Origin of the sequence: Dyadobacter luticola, from assembly GCF_005860805.1 — a bacterium.
Classification (GTDB): Bacteria; Bacteroidota; Bacteroidia; order Cytophagales; family Spirosomataceae; genus Dyadobacter; species Dyadobacter luticola.
This window is the reverse complement of record NZ_VCEJ01000002.1, coordinates 192,441-211,108: the sequence shown is the minus strand read 5'-3', so window position 1 is coordinate 211,108 and position 18,668 is coordinate 192,441. Positions and strand designations below refer to the sequence as shown.

Here is an 18,668-nt window from a genome sequence, read left to right as displayed (position 1 = left end):
GAATCCTGATTCCCGGAAAGCGTAAATCTGCCCGTTAGTTCACTCATTCCTGCCGTTAGTTAAACGGATTAGGACAATTTTTGAAAGCCTGAACATATTTGTTTCAGGTTTTCAAAAACACATTTCTAATCCACACTAAGAGGCATTAAAATGAGACAGAACTATACCAACACCCGCACATTCACGCCACCAAGCGTACACGACAATCGATTTTCCCTTCTCTTCATTTTTCTACTCACTTTCCTCTTTTCTAAAAATACATTTTCACAGGGTGTTGGGATCGGGACGACCGATCCCGATCCTAGTGCAGCACTGCATATTTATGGTAATTTCAAAAAAGGGCTTCTTATTCCTAGTGCACTTCTACTCAGCAAGTCAGACAAGACCAGCGTCCCCAATCCAGCAACTGCTCTCCTAGTTTATAACACAAATGCGGCGATGTACGCTGGGACAGGATTTTACTACAATAGCGGAACAACGGCAAGCCCAAACTGGCGAAGCCTTAATCAGTGGAGCCTACCTTATGAAGGAACAGGTGCAGAGGATCAACTTTTAAACTTTGAAAATTACTCAAACAACGCTAACTCTGCTACGCTTCGGGTTCATAATGTTCAGGGTTACGCTCTTAAAACGAGTGGAAAAATTCAGATTGCGGGATCAGCGCAATCACCTGGTGCTGGAAAGGTTTTAACAAGTGACGCGAGTGGGAATGCGACATGGGAGGGGGCAGTTGCTTTTCGGGCAAGTGGGGTGAAGGGTAATGGTGGGCAAAAAATTGCAGGGCAAGTTGAAACGCAGATTCCGTTTGCAGGAAAAGATTATGATTTAGGAAATAATTATAACGATTTCAACGGGAATCCAAAGAACTCTTTCGTAGCCCCAAAAAACGGTATTTATCATTTCGATGCAATGCTCACACGTTTAACTAATCTCGGTGCAAAAGTGGATTTTGCTCTAGTTGTAAAACGGGGTGGAAATAGCACAAAAATTTCGGAAGCGAGCAGCGAGCTACTTTCAACAGATGTCTATTTACTCGAAGGTGATCAGGTATATATTTCAGTTTACAGTTCAACCAGTGATTATTACGAATACTACACTCAAGAGCGAGCTAACTTCTTCAGCGGTCATCTTTTGATCAAATTATAGATTCCACTTACATTGTCAACACTGTATTATATGGTTTTAAAAATAGAAGATTTGGTTAAATTAGGCATCACTCTGTCCTTATGTATTATAGAACGATCTAATGCTCAATTCGCTTCCGGAGAAAGTTTCTTCGTAGCTGCAAACTCGACAATAGCAATTGACGGTCTCATTTTCAAACCAACATTCAACAATACTATTTGGGAAAACAAAACAATAAATGTTTTAGACGAGCCGGTAGCCGGATCACCGAGTGGGAGTATCAAAAGAGTTTACACTTTCAATGAGCCAATCAATTTCAGTGGTAATATTGGGATTAAATATGAAGAGATTGAGTTGAATGGAATTGCGGAGTCTGATCTAAAAATCGCATACTTTAATGAAACAGAACATTGGGTAACAACTGCAATCGGAAATGTAAGTACCTCAGATAACATTGTTGACCATAATTTTTTCACACAAGATTTATTAAAAATTACAGCCACAGGTACAAACAGCATTTTACCAGTAACCTTAATCCAATTCACAGCAACCAAACAAGAAAACATTGCCGTATTAAGTTGGGAAACAGCAGAGGAAAGCAACAGTGATCATTTCGAAATTCAGCGGAGTGGCGACGGGAAAAGCTGGGAAGCGCTTGCAGAAGTAAAAGCCCGGGGCGAAAGCAAAACAAACGTCAGTTACAACTACACCGACAATGCTCCGCTGAATGGAGAGAACCTGTACCGCCTGAAAATGATCGATAACGACGGAACATTTGCATACAGCAGGATCGCGTCGCTGGAATTTGAAGAAGAAGAAACATTAAGCGTATATCCAAACCCGTTCACATCGAAATTACACATTGAGCTGCCGGACTGGACGAAATATCATCAGATAGAAATTTACACTGCAAACGGCCGGGCGCTCCCTATCGCTCTCGTGCCCGGCCCGGATGCAAACAAAAAAGCATTTGACCTGGGCAACGCCCCAGCCGGAGTCTACCTCATCAAAGCCACCCGGCAAGACGGAACTTCGGTCACCAACAAGGTGATCAAAAGATAGTGTGTGTGCAGTGCTTACAACGTAGCTTGTTTTGCGTTGAGATAGTGTGTGTTGTGAATGCTTAAAAATGGCGGGTTTTACCTGCCATTTTTTTTTGTAATTACCCCTGTCATTACCGTTAGTTCATTAGTCCTACCGTTAGTTCAACGGATTCGTTTTTGGTGAATGAGGTTTTGGAAGTTTGGGGTTAGTAATAACTTCTAAACATTTATTTATGAAACAAGTCTATTGCGGGTTGAAGCATCAACACTGGTTGCAACTTCTATTTCTATGTTGTGTTTGTATGATCAAGCCAGCTGCCTACGGGCAACTATTGTATGAACCTCAACAATTTATCGAACCTAATTCACCCATTATTCCTGGAAGACTTGGCCAGCTTTACGATCCGGTTACTTACTTGATCACAAATGTCCCAACAGACTTTCACGGAAATCAGAACGTATATGGTCAAGCTTACCTAGTTACCCCAAATACTGAGTTCAGCTCAATAGATCCCAAACCGTTTGATCCAGGTTATACTACAGGATTGGCTTTGTCATCACCAGTTGACCATTCGCTCGCCCTTTACGGCCCAATTCAGGTTGCCGGTTTAGCCAACAGCATCTTACGTCCGTTTGCTGGCATTATTCCGTTAGGTAATAATCAAGCAAATTACCAGGGACCATTTAATACGCTGATAAAAATAAATTCTACGGCTGAAAATCCTGTGAAATACTTTAATGATCTCACGGCTATAAGCGCCCTTGAAGCGGCCCAAAAATTTAACAAATTCCTGTTTGAAACTTTCAAAGATGAATATGGTGAAGGTTGGAAGGGAATAGATGGGATTGGACAAACACCACTTTCTATCATCATTGACGCCGACAATGCCGATAAAACTACATTGGCTTATTTTGACAATGAAGAGGTTGAAATTCATATCCCACGTAATCCTTTTTTGAATGAGTTTAAAATTACCCGTGTGACCGTCGGACACGAAATGACGCATGGAATCATCCAATATGCAACAACTATTTTGAACCAGGGAGACCCGTCACCGACAAAACGAGAGCTGGATGAAGGTTTTGCAGATATATTGGGGCTCTCTTTTAGTGACTGGGCTGAGGTTGGCCATTTGAATGGAGGACATTGGCAAACAGAATGGGAGCTATCATCCTATAACATTAATTCTAACCCATTCAACGATCCGTTAAGTTACGGCCTGCCTAATTATTTTCAAGGCCAGTACTATCAAAGTGATCCGAGTGCTGCCAACTACGAAGAACATACCAACGGTAGTGTCGAAACGCTCGTCTTTTATAGCTTAGTCAACGGCGCAACCAATAGCGGAATTAACGTTCAGCCTCTAATCCAAGGCGATATTGAAGCTTCATATCTTCTTGCCTTAAAGATTTTTTTTAAATCCTTCACAAAAAAACTGACAACTTCGGCGACTTATGCAGATTTGCGCCGCGCTACTTTAGATGCCCTGATTGAGTACGGATATGGCTATAACTCATACGCATATAACCAACTAACAAATGCATGGAATTCTGTTGGGGTATTTCCAGAGATCTCCAATATCGCCTGCTCTACGAAGAACGTTACCACCTCTTTGGGCGTTTTAACAAACATTAAGTCAGCAGACGGTTCTATCAATATCAATTCTCAAATTTCTCAGGTTTCATTTCTTCGTGACTGCGAAAATCTAAATCCAATCAATGTATTTTACGGAGCGAGAGGAAATGACATTATTGACTGGGAAGGAGACGGCATATTTTCTGATGGCAATAATTTAGAGATTTCAAAATACGGTGTCAGCATTTTTAAGTTTACTCAGTTGTGCCGAGATTGGTTCGAAAATCGATTCGGCCAAAATGGTGCTGACGGAAATGGCAATTTCCACATGAACATGATTGTTGAACCAGGCAATGTTTCAATCATCAAGTACAACCCCTCAGAAACACTGGAAAAACGCTTTGAAATACACTTGCCGATGAGTGAAATATCAGTTAATAGGGATCATCTAAGCAAGTCCTACTTTAAATTAATAGACTTTTTTCGAAAGTCTCAGGATAAGCAATCCAGTTCAGAATGGAAAACGATCGTTGCCGGCCTAGGTAATATTTTCGCTTTGCAAGTTAAGAGGGACTATGAGAAATTCGTGCAAAACCCTCAGGCAGATGACATCTGGACTTTGTTTTCTGATCAAAGCGATCCCAGCTATTACAAAGACTTCTTTTCTCCAAAAAGTTATGGACAAGCCGCTGTTTACAAGGGCCAATATTGGGACGATAACTTTGCTGAAAGAAATGCGGGTATTTTAGAAAAACTTTACGAGCTATTGGGTAACGGAGCAGAGCAATACAGTACGGATGAATACCCGGAACTGAAATACACTATTTTTCCGCAGGATTTAGATCTGGTAGTTAAAGTTCTTTGGGATGCCTATATGGCTTCCAATGTTAATTCCACCATCGAAGAATTCCGCGCCATTACCCTGAAGGTTCTCCACGACGTGGTACCTGGCGACTTCATCAATTCGAAGCCAAAAGAATATATTGCCTTTTACGATGCCTGGGCAGCGGTTTTGGGCTTGCCTGATTATGCTTCGACATTGAAACATACACCGGATGAAGGCGACTCTGAATATCCTTGGACTGTGAAAGTGGGTACCGAAGTTGAATATCCGCTTTACGAGAGTGAAAGGCTTTTTGAAGTGAGTAAGAGCCCTACGTTCAATGATAGTGAGGCCCCTGTTTACCAATTTGTCAGCAGCGCTGCGCCCAACCAAATGAGCTCAATGGTATATGGTTATGTCAACCTCGAACCCAACCAGACTTACTACATTCACTCGCGATTGAGCAAAAGCGGAGACCCAAGACTGGGTTGCCCGGTCACCGATGATCCGGTTTTTTGCGAGCAGTTGCAGAGCAAAATTAAATGGACAATCACCTATGATTTCAAGACCGATAATGTGAAGGCAGTTTCTAATTTGGTCCCTCAGGGTGGGACCGAGATACCAGCCTGGAAGAGCCCTATCAGTTGGGAAGTCGTAAAGGGAGCGGATGGATATGACCTAAATGTTACAGATTTAAGCGGCAAGGTCACTCCCCAAACCATAACACATGAATCCCTGTTTGATCCCGATAATGCTCAGGAAGTAATCAGCAAAACGCTCGCGCTATCAAAAAACACTTCTTACAACTGGAATGTAACGGCACGTCGCCGGCTCGGGTCTGAATGGGCGGTACATGTGCTGGCCGATGGCAAGACTTTGCCTTTTCAGGAAGAAGAGAAGGAAGCGTTGCCCAATGCTTATGGAGAGGTAAGCGCCATAGAAAATTTTAAAACTGATACGCCCAAAATTCAACTTTCTCAACCGGCGGATGGGCAACATGTCCCTATGATTGGCAGCCTTCAGCTGACAGCTGATCTGAATGATAGGGCGGACAAATATTACCACCGTTTTTATTTTAATGGAGACCAGGACGACGCAATGGATGTGGTTGATTCACGCGAAAAGCCGTTTTCAGAATTTTGGGTAAATGGCCTTAAACTCCTGGAAGACAAGCATATTTACGCTTGGACATTCGCCCCCATGCATTCGGCGGTAGAACCTTTCATGCCTGAGGAAGAAACTGGCGAGATACCACCGCGCTTTCACTTTAAAGTTGACAAAGACTTGATAGCAAAACCAGCTATGAGCCCTGAAAACTGCATCGACCCCGGCGTCACGGTATCGCTGGCATGGGGAGAGGTGAAAGGTGCTACAGGGTATCAATATAGAATAGTCAATGCATTAAATAATCAGGAAATAGCCAAAGGTATTTACACCTTCGGATCCAGCCCCGTCCAGATAAATGGCGCCAGCGAGTATCCAGGCCAATATCTGAGAAAAATCAGTGCTGGCGTGAAAGATATCAATGACAACTGGGTATTCGGACCGGAAGCTGTGGCGGGGTATAAAGTAAGCCCGCCTGCCGTGACTACGCTATCTCCTTCGGCCCAAACTGTTCCTTTTGACAATGATAACAGCATTCATTTTAAGTGGCTCGACCCAACCAACACTGGCAGCTATCTATTTTCGCTCGCCAAAGTCAAAAACAACAATGGTTTAGAAAACATTGTCACTGATATGGAAGTTGGGAATGTGGGCGCTACAGTGCCTAACCTGGAATTTGAAAAGAATTACAAGTGGGGAGTCAGAACCAAAAGCAGCTATGGCTGCATTGGTCCCTTAGCAGCTTCACAGTTCCAAACGGAAAAGGAGCCTGACGAATTTGACCTGGGGTTCACCCTCGAAGTTGAAGACCTTCTTAAAGATGGCACAGGTTTCCATAATTTTGATTATTCAATTAAAGTATTCAGGCCTGATGGGAACCTCGATTTTGTAGGCACTGGCATGTCTAACACTGACATGTGGTTGCAAGTAGATTTTGTGCCGGGCGAGGGACAACTATACAATGGCAATATGAACGGGCAGATCAAAGACCAAACTGGTGACTACACCGTGGAGTTAGAAATTACCAGCATGTGCCAGAACTGTGCTGATCCGGCAGCCAGCCCGAAAATTATCTTGAATGCCAAGGAATATAAGCGCCCTGCAAGCGGCGGAAGCTGGACTTTAAACAAGACAATCCCAACCGTACCAGCTGACCCACACTTCCCCGGTCGTGTGAAGAATGCAAAAAGAACAATTCAATTCCACTATCAACTCCCATGAAAATGAAAAAGCATTTCATAATTACGACCATTTCAGTATTATCAATCCTGAGTTGCGAAGTACTTGCTCAGCAAGCGCAGGACAAGTCAAAAGATGAAAATGAAAGACTATATTTTTACCCAAGCTACGATGTCTCGCGTATTATCAAAGGGTCGCTGGCTTTGTATCCCAATCCAGCATCGAAAACAGTGAAAGTTGCTTTGGGCGACAGGGCTGAATTTGTTGACATTAACGGTGCGATTTTACTCGTCTATGACGAACTTGGCCGAGTTGTCGTGAACAAAAAGTTTGACGATGAATATCTGGATGTGTCCACTTTTCCGGCAGGTCAGTACATTGTATCGCTTCGAAAAGACAAACTTGTTTATTCTGAAAAACTAGCCGTAATCAAATAGTAACGCCCGACGCAAAATCCGAGCCTCTGACCAACCAGTCGGGGGCTCTTTTTATTTCATAATCCCTTCTTGCCTACCTGTTGCACTTCCATCTCCCTTACCTTTACAAAATGACGCGATGGGTACTGATCTTTTTGTCGGTTTATACGATGCTGCTGGCTTGCATGCCTTGCCAGGATGAAGCTTCGGAGAATGCGCTTGTCTCGGTCAGTACGGTTGCAGCCAACACGCATCAAGGGCATCCTGCCCAAATGGATCTTTGTTCCCCGTTTTGCATTTGCGCCTGCTGTGCCGGGGTTACTTTGCAGCCGCAGCTTCCTTCCGTACCATTTTTATCTTCCTTTATTTCTTTTGAAGAAATCACTTTTGCATATCTCCCGGGAAAATTAACCGGCGATCTCACCTCTATCTGGCAGCCGCCCAGGATTTAGCACTATCTGTTTTATTGCTCTCTTTCATTTTCCGTCGGCTTAAGCCGACGGCAATGGTGGCTCATTCTCACATGTTGGCTATTTTCTCATGCTTGATAAAATCATTCATTTTTCCATACATAATAAGCTGGTGATCGGCATTTTTACGGTTGCGCTGCTTGTTTGGGGAGGTTATTCGCTCACGCAGCTTCCCATCGATGCCGTTCCCGACATTACCAATAACCAGGTGCAGGTCATCACCACCAGTTCGTCGCTGGCGGCGCAGGAGGTGGAGCGGCTGGTGACTTTCCCGGTCGAGACTGCGATGGCGACCATTCCGAATATGGAAGAAATCCGCTCGATCTCGCGGTTCGGGCTGTCGGTCGTGACCATTGTATTTAAAGAACAAACCGATGTTTACTGGGCGCGGCAGCAGGTTTCGGAGCGACTTTCGACTGCAACCGCGCAAATTCCAGCCGGTGTTGGCTCACCCGAGCTGGCGCCCATCACCACGGGTCTCGGCGAAATTTATCAGTATGTGCTTCATACCAAGCCGGGTTTTGAAAAAAAGTATCCACCCATGGAGCTCCGCAGCATCCAGGATTGGATCGTCAGGCGGCAACTCCTTGGTACCGAGGGCGTCGCGGATGTGAGCAGCTTCGGGGGATTTTTAAAACAGTATGAAATCGCCATCGACCCGCTCAAACTGAGAAGCGCACAAATCTCCGTCAGCGAAATATTCGACGCCCTCGAACAAAACAACCAAAACACCGGCGGCGCTTATATCGACAAAAAACCCAATGCTTATTTCATCCGCAGCGAAGGCCTGATCGGCAGCTTGGCGGACATTGCCAAAATCCGCGTCAAAACCACTTCCAACGGATTACCCGTACTCATCCGCGACATTGCGACGGTACAATTTGGCAGCGCGGTACGTTACGGGGCGATGACCCGTAATGATGAGGGCGAGGTAGTGGGCGGCCTGGTATTGATGTTAAAAGGCGCAAACTCTTCCAAAGTGATCGGGAATGTCAAGAACCGCATCGCGCAAATTCGTAAATCGCTGCCAGAAGGTGTTGTGATAGAGCCTTTTCTGGATCGCACTAAGCTGGTAAACAATGCCATTCACACCGTTTCCAAAAACCTGATTGAAGGTGCGCTGATCGTCATTTTTGTGCTGATACTCTTGCTCGGCAATTTGCGGGCCGGGCTCGTAGTGGCTTCGGTGATTCCCCTGGCGATGCTTTTCGCGGTGGCGATGATGAACCTTTTCGGTGTTTCGGGGAACCTCATGAGCCTTGGTGCGATCGATTTTGGGCTGATCGTCGATGGCGCGGTGATCATTGTCGAGGCGACATTGCATCACATTGTCAGCAAAAAGTATGCGCCCGGTTCTTCGCCAGGGAGGCTAACCCAGCAGGAAATGGACGAGGAAGTCTACCAATCAGCGTCCAAGATCCGGAATTCCGCAGCTTTCGGTGAAATTATCATTCTGATTGTCTACCTGCCGATCCTCGCGTTGGTCGGGATCGAGGGAAAAATGTTCAGGCCCATGGCGCAAACGGTCAGTTTCGCGATCCTGGGCGCATTCATTTTATCATTAACCTACATTCCCATGGTTTCTGCCCTGTTTTTAAGTAAAAAAATTGAACACAAACCCAATGTGTCCGACAAGATCATGGGCTTTTTTCACAGGCTGTACCTACCTGCTCTCGGGTTTGCGATGCGCAGGCGAATAATCATTGTCGGATCGGCACTTGGGCTTTTTGGACTGAGTATCTGGTTGTTCCTGAATATGGGAGGCGAATTTATCCCACAGCTCGACGAAGGAGATTTCGCCGTGGAAACGCGTCTTTTAACCGGCAGCTCCTTGTCCGAAACCATCGATGCCGCTCAAAAAGCCGCGCGGCTGATCAATAAAAATTTTCCTGACGAGGTAATTGAGGTAGTTGGAAAAATCGGTTCCTCGGAAATCCCGACCGACCCGATGCCTGTCGAAGCAGGCGATTTGATGATTATCCTGAAAGACCGGTCGGTGTGGAAGAAAGCGGCGAGCCGGGAGGAACTCGCCGGAAAAATGCAGGAAGTGCTCAATGAATCGATTCCAGGTGTAACATTCGGCTTTCAGCAGCCAATTCAAATGCGGTTTAATGAGCTGATGACGGGTGTAAAACAAGATGTTGCGATCAAAATTTTTGGTGAAGACCTGAATACGCTGGCGGCTCAGGCCAGTAAAATCGGGAAGCTGGTGCGCGCAGTGAAAGGTGTACAGGATGTGTACGTCGAGGAAATCAGCGGGCTTCCGCAGATCGTCGTTACCTTCGACCGCGACCGTCTTGCCACATTCGGGATCAGCATTGCGCAGGCGAACCGTGCCATCAGTACCGCATTTGCGGGCAGCAGCGCCGGGCTGGTTTATGAAGGCGAAAAACGCTATGACCTGGTTGTCAGGCTAAAATATGCCGACCGGCGCGCCGTTTCGGATCTGAGCGGTTTGTTTATCACTTCGGAAAAGGGCGAGCAGGTACCGCTCAGCCAGATCGCCGAAATACAAATGAAAACCGGCGCCAACCAGATCCAGCGTGAGGATGCCAAGCGGCGCATCACCGTGGCATTCAATGTGCGCGGCCGGGATGTGGAAAGTATTGTAAGAGAAATCCAATCGAAAATTGATCGTCAGATCAAGCTGCAGACCGGCTATTACGCCACTTACGGTGGACAATTTGAAAACCTGCAGGAGGCCAACACGCGTCTCAGCATCGCAGTGCCAATTGCTTTGTTATTGATTTTCATCTTGTTATACTTCACATTTAACTCATTGCGCCAAAGTTTGCTGATTTTGACGGCTATCCCGCTGTCGGCCATCGGCGGCATCATTGCCCTCTGGCTGCGGGATATGCCTTTCAGTATTTCGGCGGGAATCGGCTTCATCGCACTCTTTGGCGTGGCGGTTTTGAATGGTATCGTGCTGATCGCGGAGTTTAACTTTTTACGAAAAGAGGGTGAAAACGATTTGAAAAAGATCATTTTGCTAGGCACCGAAACCCGCCTGCGTCCGGTTTTGATGACGGCCCTGGTGGCATCACTGGGTTTTTTACCGATGGCATTATCCACCAGCGCAGGCGCGGAAGTGCAGCGGCCACTGGCCACAGTGGTGATCGGAGGGTTGGTTTCGGCTACTTTGCTGACATTGCTGGTTTTGCCGGTTTTATATTTGATGATTGAAAAAAGATTTGCGCCTGCTGTGGCAAAATCGCTTGTAGTTCTCGCTTTGATTTCTGCGGCAACGATGGTTTCCCCACAGGTAAAAGCGCAAAATTTAGCTCCTGCCGCAAGGAAGATTTCTCTTGAACAAGCTATCAAAGAAGCAGTTACCAAAAATCTTTCTCTGAAATCCGGAGGTTATCAGGTGGATTACCAAAAAGCGCTGACCGGTACGGCTGTGGACCTGGCGAAAACGGAAATTTCATGGATGGGCGGTCAATATAACAGCCGCAAATTTGATAACCAGTTGAACGCATCCCAAGCTTTTCAGCACCCGAAAGTGGCTGCCAGGCGTCGGGAGCTGCTTTCCGAGCAGGTGAATGGCGCGCAGGCCGGGGCAGACCTGACCAAAGCAGGACTAGTACGAAAAGTAAAAAGTGTCTATTATCAGTTGCTGGCGGTTTCGGAAAAGCAGAAATTATTGGAAGAAGAAAACCTGCGTGCGCAACGATTTTTTAAGGCTGCAACATTAAGATACAAAACAGGAGAAGCCAATCAGCTGGAAGTTTCCGTAGCCGAAAGTGGCCTGGGTGAAATCGAAACGCAGGTACTGCAAAACCGCGGACAGAAATCGAATCTGCAAAAGCAACTGCAAACACTCGTTTTTAGCACCGAGCCTGTTGAACCTGAGGGAGATACATTGTCCCGCAGAAATTTAGGAAATATTTTGACCGATACTTCGGGCATGTCGGCGAACCCATACCTGCGCTACCTCTACCAACAAATTCTGATTGAACAAAAATCTACCGCAGTCCTGCGCACTTCGCTCCTGCCCGGTTTTACGGTCGGTTATTTCAACCAGTCGCTGATAGGTTTTCAGAATACGTCGGGGCCGGAAGTTTATTATGGCGCCAGAAAACGGTTCCAGGGTTTTCAAATCGGCGTTTCGGTGCCGATTTTCAGCGCTGCGCCCAGAGCGAGGATCCGCGCGGCGGAGTTGAGCGAAAAGTTGGGGCAAACGCAGCTGGCCAACGCGCGACTGGAAATGAGCAGCGCATTTCAGCAGGCCTTACAATCTTTCCAGAATGCCAGTGAAAGTCTTCGGCTGTTTGAAGAAAAAACATTGCGACTCGCTGATACCCTGAGAATTAACGCCGCGAAAGGTTATGAAGCCGGCGAAATTGGTTACGTGGAATACGCCCAGGCCCTTAACCGCGCGCTGAACATTCAGTCGAGATATGTGGATTTGCTGGACACATATAACCAGTCGGTGGTGGAAGTGGAGTATTTGGCAGGGTTAGCGGAGTAGCAATTTCAAAATATTTTAAGCTAAAAAGATGAAAAAAATAATCGTATATCTGCTTCTCCTGACCACTGTTTCCTGCGAAAAAAAAGCGGAAGAAACTGAGAAGACCGCCGAGAAACAGCCTGAAAAAGAGCTGGCTACGAACATGGTGGAGCTTACCAAAATGCAGTACGAAACGGTGGGAATCGAGATAGGAACAACCACAATCCGCAACATCAGTGACGTGGTGGCAGCAAACGGGGTGATCGACATTCCGCCGCAAAATCTCGTGAGCATTTCGGCTCCGATGGGTGGGTTTGTCCGCAAAACCGAATTGTTGCAAGGCATGAATGTTAAAAAGGGCCAGATCCTGGCGACGGTTGAAAATCCGGATTTTATCCAGATCCAGCAGGATTACCTGGAAACCGGGAGCAGGCTGGAATACGCGGAGCTGGAATTTGAGCGGCAGGGGCAGCTGAGCAAAGAGAATGTGAATGCAAAAAAGGTATTGCAGCAGGCGGCGTCGGAAGTGAAAACACAAAAGGCCCGGCTGGCAGGCTTAAAAGAAAAATTGATCACGGCAGGTATTAATTTAAATATCCTGGAAAAAGGCAAGATCGTGAACCACGCCAACATTATTTCTCCCATCAGCGGCTCGGTGACGACGGTGAATGTGAACCTGGGTAAATATGTTAATCCGACCGACGTCATGTTCGAAATCGTCGATACGGACCATTTGCATGTGGAGCTTTCGATTTTTGAACAAGATATTCCGAGAGTCAAACTCGGTCAGCTTGTGCGGTTTACAGTGAACAATAATCCGCAAAAAGAACATTTGGCCAAAGTTTATCTCATTAACCAAAAAATAAATGAGGACCGTACTGTGCGTGTACATTGCCACCTTGAGCACGATGATACGGGTTTGCTTCCCCAGAATTTTGTCAAAGCCGTGATCGAGACCGGGGCCAATCCGGTACCTGCCCTGCCCGATCAGGCGGTAGTAGATTATGAAGGAAAATCATACGTTTTCTTACAGCGCGCAAGGCAGGCCGACGATGAGGGCGAAAATGAAGGTCTTACTTTCGAAATGACGGAAGTGGCCCGCGGCGTGTCGGAAAATGGCTTTTCACAGATCACATTTCCGGATAACCTCAAAGACCAGCATCCCAGAATTGTGGTCAAAGGCGCTTATGCACTTTTATCCAAATTGAAGAACTCGGAAGAGGAAGAAGAATAGAAAAACCGCGCCCAGCGGCAAAAAAAGGCTTTGTATACCTTTTGTACACCTCGGTTTGCAGGGTATCAACCTTTTGTATACGCCCGAAAATTGCTGGCAATTTCGATCTGCCCTACGTTTGTATCGTCTTCCACGGCACCATTTCAGCCGTGGCTCTGACAGCCAAATTCAAACCATTTACCAACCAGATCGATTACCAATTGCCATGAAAAATTTAATGAAGTGCCTCACTGCCATGTCCGTTTGTTTCGCCTCCTGTCAGCAGGGTAACCTCGTCAATCCCGACGATTCCTCGCTGCCATCGTCGCACAACATGCGGGAAGCTGCCATGCCCACGACGCCGAAATTTTACCAGCTCGTGAAGCATGGCGGCTCAACATTGACCTACTCTCCCGACGGCCTGCTTGAAAAAGTGACTTTCGAAAATGAAAGCCGGAGCAATTTCCCGACTTACAAAGTCTACACCTACAACGCAAATTCAATCGTATCGAAAAAGTACAGCAACAACAAGCTCGAAGAGGTAATCACCTATCTTCTGGATCCGAACACGGGCAACTGTTATGAGTCACAGCACAAGGCATATTCAGTTTCCGGCCAGATTCAGACCAAGGCGAAAGAAAGTACTTACGCCTATTTTTACAACATTAAAGGCCAGCTGATGATGCGTGAGAACAAGCATAACCCAAAGGATTATACGCTGTTGAATTATGATACGGTTTGGAATCTGATAAACGTGACCACGTATGGCGATGCCGGAAATGGCGCGGCGAAAGTCGTAGCGGAATCGAACCTGAGCTATAACCAGCCGACCGGCGACCCGCTGCTCCTGAATTTACTGCCGATCAACTGCGAAGTAGCCAACCTGCCCGACGCTTACCTGCGCATTTTTGGAAAACCGACCAAGTACCTCGTGAAAATGATCACGGAAAAAGGCGCACTGGGCGGCCGCTACTTTTCATACAGCATGAATGCCGACGGTTACCCGACAGCCCGCCAAATGTACAACCTGTCCGGCGGCGACCTGACGCAGACCGTCAACTACGATTACCTCGTCACCAACATTGGATTGAGCCTCTGAAATATGTTCAACGTCATCACCTATCTCAACTGGCTGCTGATCTGCTTTTACGGCTCTTCGGTAGTGTGGGCGCTGGTGCAGCCTGTGTCGGTGAGCCACGAAATGCCTGGCGTCGAATCGAAGATCAAAGTGGTCGGATTTTTACTGCTGATCGTGATCATCGCACTCAATTTATCCTCCTACCCCTGGGCGAAAGTTGCCTCAATGGTCCTGGTAATCAGCATGCTGGGAATTATCCGATGGTTTTCTGACAATTAAACAAGTAGCTTTCAAACAAAGACCGCCGGGCTTTAAAAGCCCGGCGGTCTTTGCATTTCAGGCCGCAGCCCTGATCATGGAGGTGGACCAGATGTCGTAAAGCTCGGTCCAGGCCTCACGGGTTTCTTCGTCCCACTGGTCACCTAGTCTTTGTTCCAGCACCCACTTCAGCGCGTCGCCGACGGTTTTGTAATGCTCCGGACGAACGCCGTAACCAGCATGCCGCGCGGCCATGGCGTCGATATCGCGCTGGACATTTTCCATCGCTTGCAGATGGCTTACCATGTAGGTGATCATGTCGATCAGCTTGCGGTTTTGCTGCTCCATATCCGGCGGAAACATTGCCTGCAGAGACGGATCAAGCTCAAAAAGGCGCTCGTAGAAGAGCTCACCCGTCATTTCGGGCAGGCCGATGGCGTAGCTCCACGTGGTTTTAATAATCAATATTTTCCTGCTTGTCATGTTCATGGCTGGTTCCCGTTTATCAATTCAAGTTGAAAATTTTTCAGGGCAAAGGCAAAAAACGAAGGTATACAAAACGTAATCAACCCTCAGATCGCCATTAAATAATCGAGAAGGTTATCGTCTTCGCCCATTTTCAGCTTTTTACGCAGGCGATGGCGGGCAGTTTTCACACTATCCGGCGAAATGCTCAGTAGTGTGGCCGATTCTTTCAAATTCAGGTTGAGCCTTACTAATGCGCAGAGTCTCAGTTCCCCCGCGCTGAGTTCGGGATTTGATTTTTTCAGTTTGGTAAAAAAATCGGGATGGACACCCTCGAAGTAGGTTTTGAATTCGTCCCAATCCTTGTCCAGGTTAAAACTGTAATCGATGAGGTTAATCAGCTTACTGAAAAGCGGCGTATTCTCGTCGCGCTGCCCAGATTTGAGTGCCAGTGAAACCGTCTGGCGGATGTCTTCGAGGATACTGTTTTTCTGGATCAGATTTAATGTGTGGGTGGTCAATGCTTTGTTCCTGAGTTCCAGTTCGGTACGCAGATGCTGTTCCTTTTCCAGGCTGCTTTCTCTTTCAATGTCAGCCAATGTTTGCTGCGCCGCATGTAACTCCTTGTCTTTCCGCACTTTCAGCCGCTGCCGGTTAAATGCCAGCGCCACCAGTACAAGCACCGCCGCCAATCCGATCACGATCGTGTTCCGCGTCGCGTAACCCAGATCTTTTTCCTGTTGCAAAAGTTTGATCTCCGTTTCCTTCCGCTCGTTTTCATAATGCACGCGGAGGTTGGTCATTTTGATCGTATTTTCTTCGTTAAACAAAGAATCCTTCAATGTCGTCGCCAGCTCCTGGTAGTGGAAAGCATTGGCAAAGCTGCCGGTTTTCCCGTAAACCGTCGCGAGTCCTTCATAAGCCACTTGCAGCGCCGGTCGTATCCCGTTTGTTTTGGCAAGATCTTCGGCCAGGTGATAGCTGGAAAGCGCTTTGGGATACTGGTTGGTTTTGGAATACACATGTCCAAGACCATTGTATGAGCTCACCATCAAAGGTTTACGCTGAAATTCTTTATTGATTTCCAAAGCTTTCTCATACTCGGCATTAGCCGAAGCATATTCCCCTTTCTGGAAGTAAATCTCGCCAAGGTTATTATGACAAATGATCTGACCGTTCGAATCTTTCATCTGCTCAAATAGCGCCAGCCCTTTTTTGGCGCTTTCCAAAGCCGGCCCGAAATTTTTCTTTTTAATATAAATGGTAGCAATGTTGTTGTAAGATCCGGCAATCGATTTTTGGTCGCCCAGCCTGGACCAGATCTGCTGCGCTTTTTGATAGAAATCCAGCGCTACGTCGTAATTTTTTTGGTTTTTATGAACATTCCCAATACTGTTCAGGATACCTGCACTGCGTTTTTCGTCCTTTAATTCCTGAAAGATAGCCAGTGCACGCAGGTAATTTTCCAGCGCCTGACTGTAATTTCCCTGCTCGCCGTAAATGATACCCGCACTGAAAATCGCTTTCCCGATGCCCGTCTTGTAATCGTTTTTGCGGGAAATCTCTTCGCTTTTTGAATAATGTGCGAGCGCCTCGGGATAATTGTTTTTTTGCCAGTAATAAACGCCAAGTACGTGTTCACCAGCGGCTTCTCCCTTCGGGTAATCGATTTTTTTAGATATAGCCAGCACTTTTTCCGCACTCGCCAGGGTCTTTTCCGGAGCCGAGCTCCACACCTCCATAGCGAGTTCGACCAGCAGGTCGATTTTGGTAGTATCTACGGTGGTTTTATTTAACAGATTTTCCAGGCTATCAGCGCGCTGCGATTGGCCAAAAACGGGAAAAGTAATAATCAAGAGAAGGTATAGAGTAATTCTCATCGAGCGTGTCCGCCAGTCGTTTAGGTTTGCGCGAAGATAAGTGAAAGATGGAACCCTCCGGCTGATTAGTTATTTTTTGGAAACCGAATTAACAAAAAAGAAAATCTGTGTAACTTACGCTATACTTGTACTCAACCCTAACTTCCTGTGCGTGACCTCTATCAGCTTCTATACATAGTGAGATTATGACGATTAAGTAACGTCCATTAAACCAACACCGAACTCTTATATCAGCCATGCGAAATCTTTATCCCATTTTACTCCTCTTCTTATTAGTTACCTGTAAAAAGCAAGACGACTACGAGCCGCTACTAAAAGTCGTAGAAGGGTTACCGGCCGGAATTACGTCGTTTATGATCGATGAGGTACCCAAAGAAAATATCCGTTTTGTGAACCTCATGCAAACGGATCAGGTGGTGGTGACCTTACCCCAAAATTATACGAAGGGCGAGAAGCTGATCACCCACTTCAAGCTCGCCAAAGGCATTGTGGTTTTGGATTCTTTTCAAAAGGAATCCGATGGCAGCACCGTGGAACTGAATTTCGACAAAGCCGATGTGCTGACATTGATGGTCTATGATAAGAAACTGGATGCGCCCGTCGGCCGCATTAATATTTATGTCGATCCGACCACACCATTAACTGCCGTTTCCAAGGGCAAAAATTATGAAGAAGTGTTGGAAGGCGAACTTGTTTTAGTGCCGTTTACAGTTCAAAATCTAGGTACGCTGCAAACGATTACGGACAAAAACGAACTCAGCGAAAATATCGGCGTTTCAGTCAAAAACAAGAAAACCGGGGTTATCACCGGGACATATGCTAACCGCTATAATAGTGATCATGGCTTGGAATTGCTGGCAGTTATCCCGCCGGACCTGGAAGCCGGAGAATATGAAGTAACGGTCCAGAAACAAAACCGTAAGGTTGTTCTCCCCGACGCCCTGGTCCTGAAATACGGAGAACCGCTTATTCTTAATCAAATTGTGACAAGTACCAGTAAGGACGGAGCAAAATTGATCAGGTTCAATGGCTATAACCTGTTACCGGAGCGGAAATATACGGTCGAATTGAAAAATGACTTCACAGCGCCGCAGCAGTTGACCTTATTCCCCGAAAATCAACTTTCTATTAAACAAACTTTGCCGGCTTCCCTTGCCGGCGGCAACTACGAGGCGACACTTTTCATAGATGGAAAAGAGGTGCCATCTTCATCAAGCTTCGGCGGCAATCTTTTAGCCGTGAAAAGAGAAACCGGCCAGCCAATACTTGTGATGGTTTCCAATAAGAGCAATGTTGTAAATGGAGAAGTAACCTTTTATAAAGCCACGACGACATTCAAAAAGAGTGAGCCGATCATTGCTTATCTTAGAGATATTGAGAGAAAAGACATGGCATTACTATTTAAAAATGTGGTCGGAGGCAAAACTTACGAGCTAAAATTCAACGGCACAACCGAAACCATGTACGCTTTCTCGTATTTCGATATTCCCGAAAATGTCCCAGCTGGCAAATACGAGGTTTATCTCCGCGACGGGAACAAAACCAGCGAGCGCTACCACAAGGTTGTTACGATTGAGTGAAGCTT

Annotated in this window: 12 protein-coding genes; 10 read left to right on the top strand and 2 right to left on the bottom strand. The window is 46.4% G+C overall.

What is annotated here, in order from left to right; translation table 11 throughout:
* Positions 1-150 precede the first annotated feature (150 nt).
* From FEN17_RS00820 to FEN17_RS00780, 9 genes are all read left to right on the top strand, one after another.
* Positions 151-1,146, top strand: a complete 996-nt coding sequence (locus FEN17_RS00820; RefSeq protein ID WP_138363424.1) for a phage tail-like protein — start codon at positions 151-153, stop codon at positions 1,144-1,146.
* A 333-nt stretch (positions 1,147-1,479) separates the two neighbouring features.
* Complete coding sequence (locus FEN17_RS00815) at positions 1,480-2,187, top strand: T9SS type A sorting domain-containing protein (protein ID WP_171037801.1); 708 nt, start codon at positions 1,480-1,482, stop codon at positions 2,185-2,187.
* A 214-nt stretch (positions 2,188-2,401) separates the two neighbouring features.
* Entirely contained in the window at positions 2,402-6,892 is a 4,491-nt protein-coding gene (locus FEN17_RS00810; RefSeq protein ID WP_138363422.1) for a M4 family metallopeptidase, read from the top strand.
* A 2-nt stretch (positions 6,893-6,894) separates the two neighbouring features.
* Complete coding sequence (locus FEN17_RS00805) at positions 6,895-7,287, top strand: T9SS type A sorting domain-containing protein (RefSeq protein ID WP_171037800.1); 393 nt, start codon at positions 6,895-6,897, stop codon at positions 7,285-7,287.
* Positions 7,288-7,397: 110 nt separating this feature from the next.
* Positions 7,398-7,718 (top strand): DUF6660 family protein, encoded by a 321-nt coding sequence (locus FEN17_RS00800; protein ID WP_138363420.1) that lies wholly within the window; start codon positions 7,398-7,400, stop codon positions 7,716-7,718.
* An 88-nt stretch (positions 7,719-7,806) separates the two neighbouring features.
* Positions 7,807-12,210: a CusA/CzcA family heavy metal efflux RND transporter gene (locus FEN17_RS00795; RefSeq protein WP_138363419.1), complete on the top strand. Its 4,404-nt coding sequence runs from the start codon at positions 7,807-7,809 to the stop codon at positions 12,208-12,210.
* A 28-nt stretch (positions 12,211-12,238) separates the two neighbouring features.
* Positions 12,239-13,423: an efflux RND transporter periplasmic adaptor subunit gene (locus FEN17_RS00790; RefSeq protein WP_138363418.1), complete on the top strand. Its 1,185-nt coding sequence runs from the start codon at positions 12,239-12,241 to the stop codon at positions 13,421-13,423.
* 205 nt (positions 13,424-13,628) lie between these two features.
* Positions 13,629-14,501, top strand: coding sequence for a hypothetical protein (locus FEN17_RS00785; protein WP_138363417.1), 873 nt, complete (start codon positions 13,629-13,631; stop codon positions 14,499-14,501).
* Positions 14,502-14,504: 3 nt separating this feature from the next.
* Positions 14,505-14,759 carry a hypothetical protein gene (locus tag FEN17_RS00780; protein WP_138363416.1) on the top strand — a complete coding sequence of 85 codons (255 nt, stop codon included), beginning with the start codon at positions 14,505-14,507 and terminating at the stop codon, positions 14,757-14,759.
* A 57-nt stretch (positions 14,760-14,816) separates the two neighbouring features.
* Here FEN17_RS00780 and FEN17_RS00775 read toward each other — a convergent pair whose 3' ends face one another.
* Both FEN17_RS00775 and FEN17_RS00770 read right to left on the bottom strand, forming a co-directional pair.
* Positions 14,817-15,227, bottom strand: a complete 411-nt coding sequence (locus FEN17_RS00775) for a globin domain-containing protein (RefSeq protein ID WP_138363415.1) — start codon at positions 15,225-15,227, stop codon at positions 14,817-14,819.
* An 83-nt stretch (positions 15,228-15,310) separates the two neighbouring features.
* Positions 15,311-17,059: a tetratricopeptide repeat protein gene (locus FEN17_RS00770; protein ID WP_171037799.1), complete on the bottom strand. Its 1,749-nt coding sequence runs from the start codon at positions 17,057-17,059 to the stop codon at positions 15,311-15,313.
* Positions 17,060-17,319: 260 nt separating this feature from the next.
* Here FEN17_RS00770 and FEN17_RS00765 point away from each other — a divergent pair, with 260 nt between their 5' ends.
* Positions 17,320-18,663, top strand: a complete 1,344-nt coding sequence (locus FEN17_RS00765; RefSeq protein ID WP_138363413.1) for a hypothetical protein — start codon at positions 17,320-17,322, stop codon at positions 18,661-18,663.
* Positions 18,664-18,668 lie beyond the last annotated feature (5 nt).

Coding starts and splice junctions, on each gene's coding strand:
- FEN17_RS00820 (WP_138363424.1), top strand. CDS start 151: ATGAGACAGAACTATACCAACACCCGCACATTCACGCCACCAAGCGTA.
- FEN17_RS00810 (WP_138363422.1), top strand. CDS start 2,402: ATGAAACAAGTCTATTGCGGGTTGAAGCATCAACACTGGTTGCAACTT.
- FEN17_RS00805 (WP_171037800.1), top strand. CDS start 6,895: ATGAAAAAGCATTTCATAATTACGACCATTTCAGTATTATCAATCCTG.
- FEN17_RS00800 (WP_138363420.1), top strand. CDS start 7,398: ATGACGCGATGGGTACTGATCTTTTTGTCGGTTTATACGATGCTGCTG.
- FEN17_RS00795 (WP_138363419.1), top strand. CDS start 7,807: ATGCTTGATAAAATCATTCATTTTTCCATACATAATAAGCTGGTGATC.
- FEN17_RS00790 (WP_138363418.1), top strand. CDS start 12,239: ATGAAAAAAATAATCGTATATCTGCTTCTCCTGACCACTGTTTCCTGC.
- FEN17_RS00785 (WP_138363417.1), top strand. CDS start 13,629: ATGAAAAATTTAATGAAGTGCCTCACTGCCATGTCCGTTTGTTTCGCC.
- FEN17_RS00780 (WP_138363416.1), top strand. CDS start 14,505: ATGTTCAACGTCATCACCTATCTCAACTGGCTGCTGATCTGCTTTTAC.
- FEN17_RS00775 (WP_138363415.1), bottom strand. CDS start 15,227: ATGAACATGACAAGCAGGAAAATATTGATTATTAAAACCACGTGGAGC.
- FEN17_RS00765 (WP_138363413.1), top strand. CDS start 17,320: ATGCGAAATCTTTATCCCATTTTACTCCTCTTCTTATTAGTTACCTGT.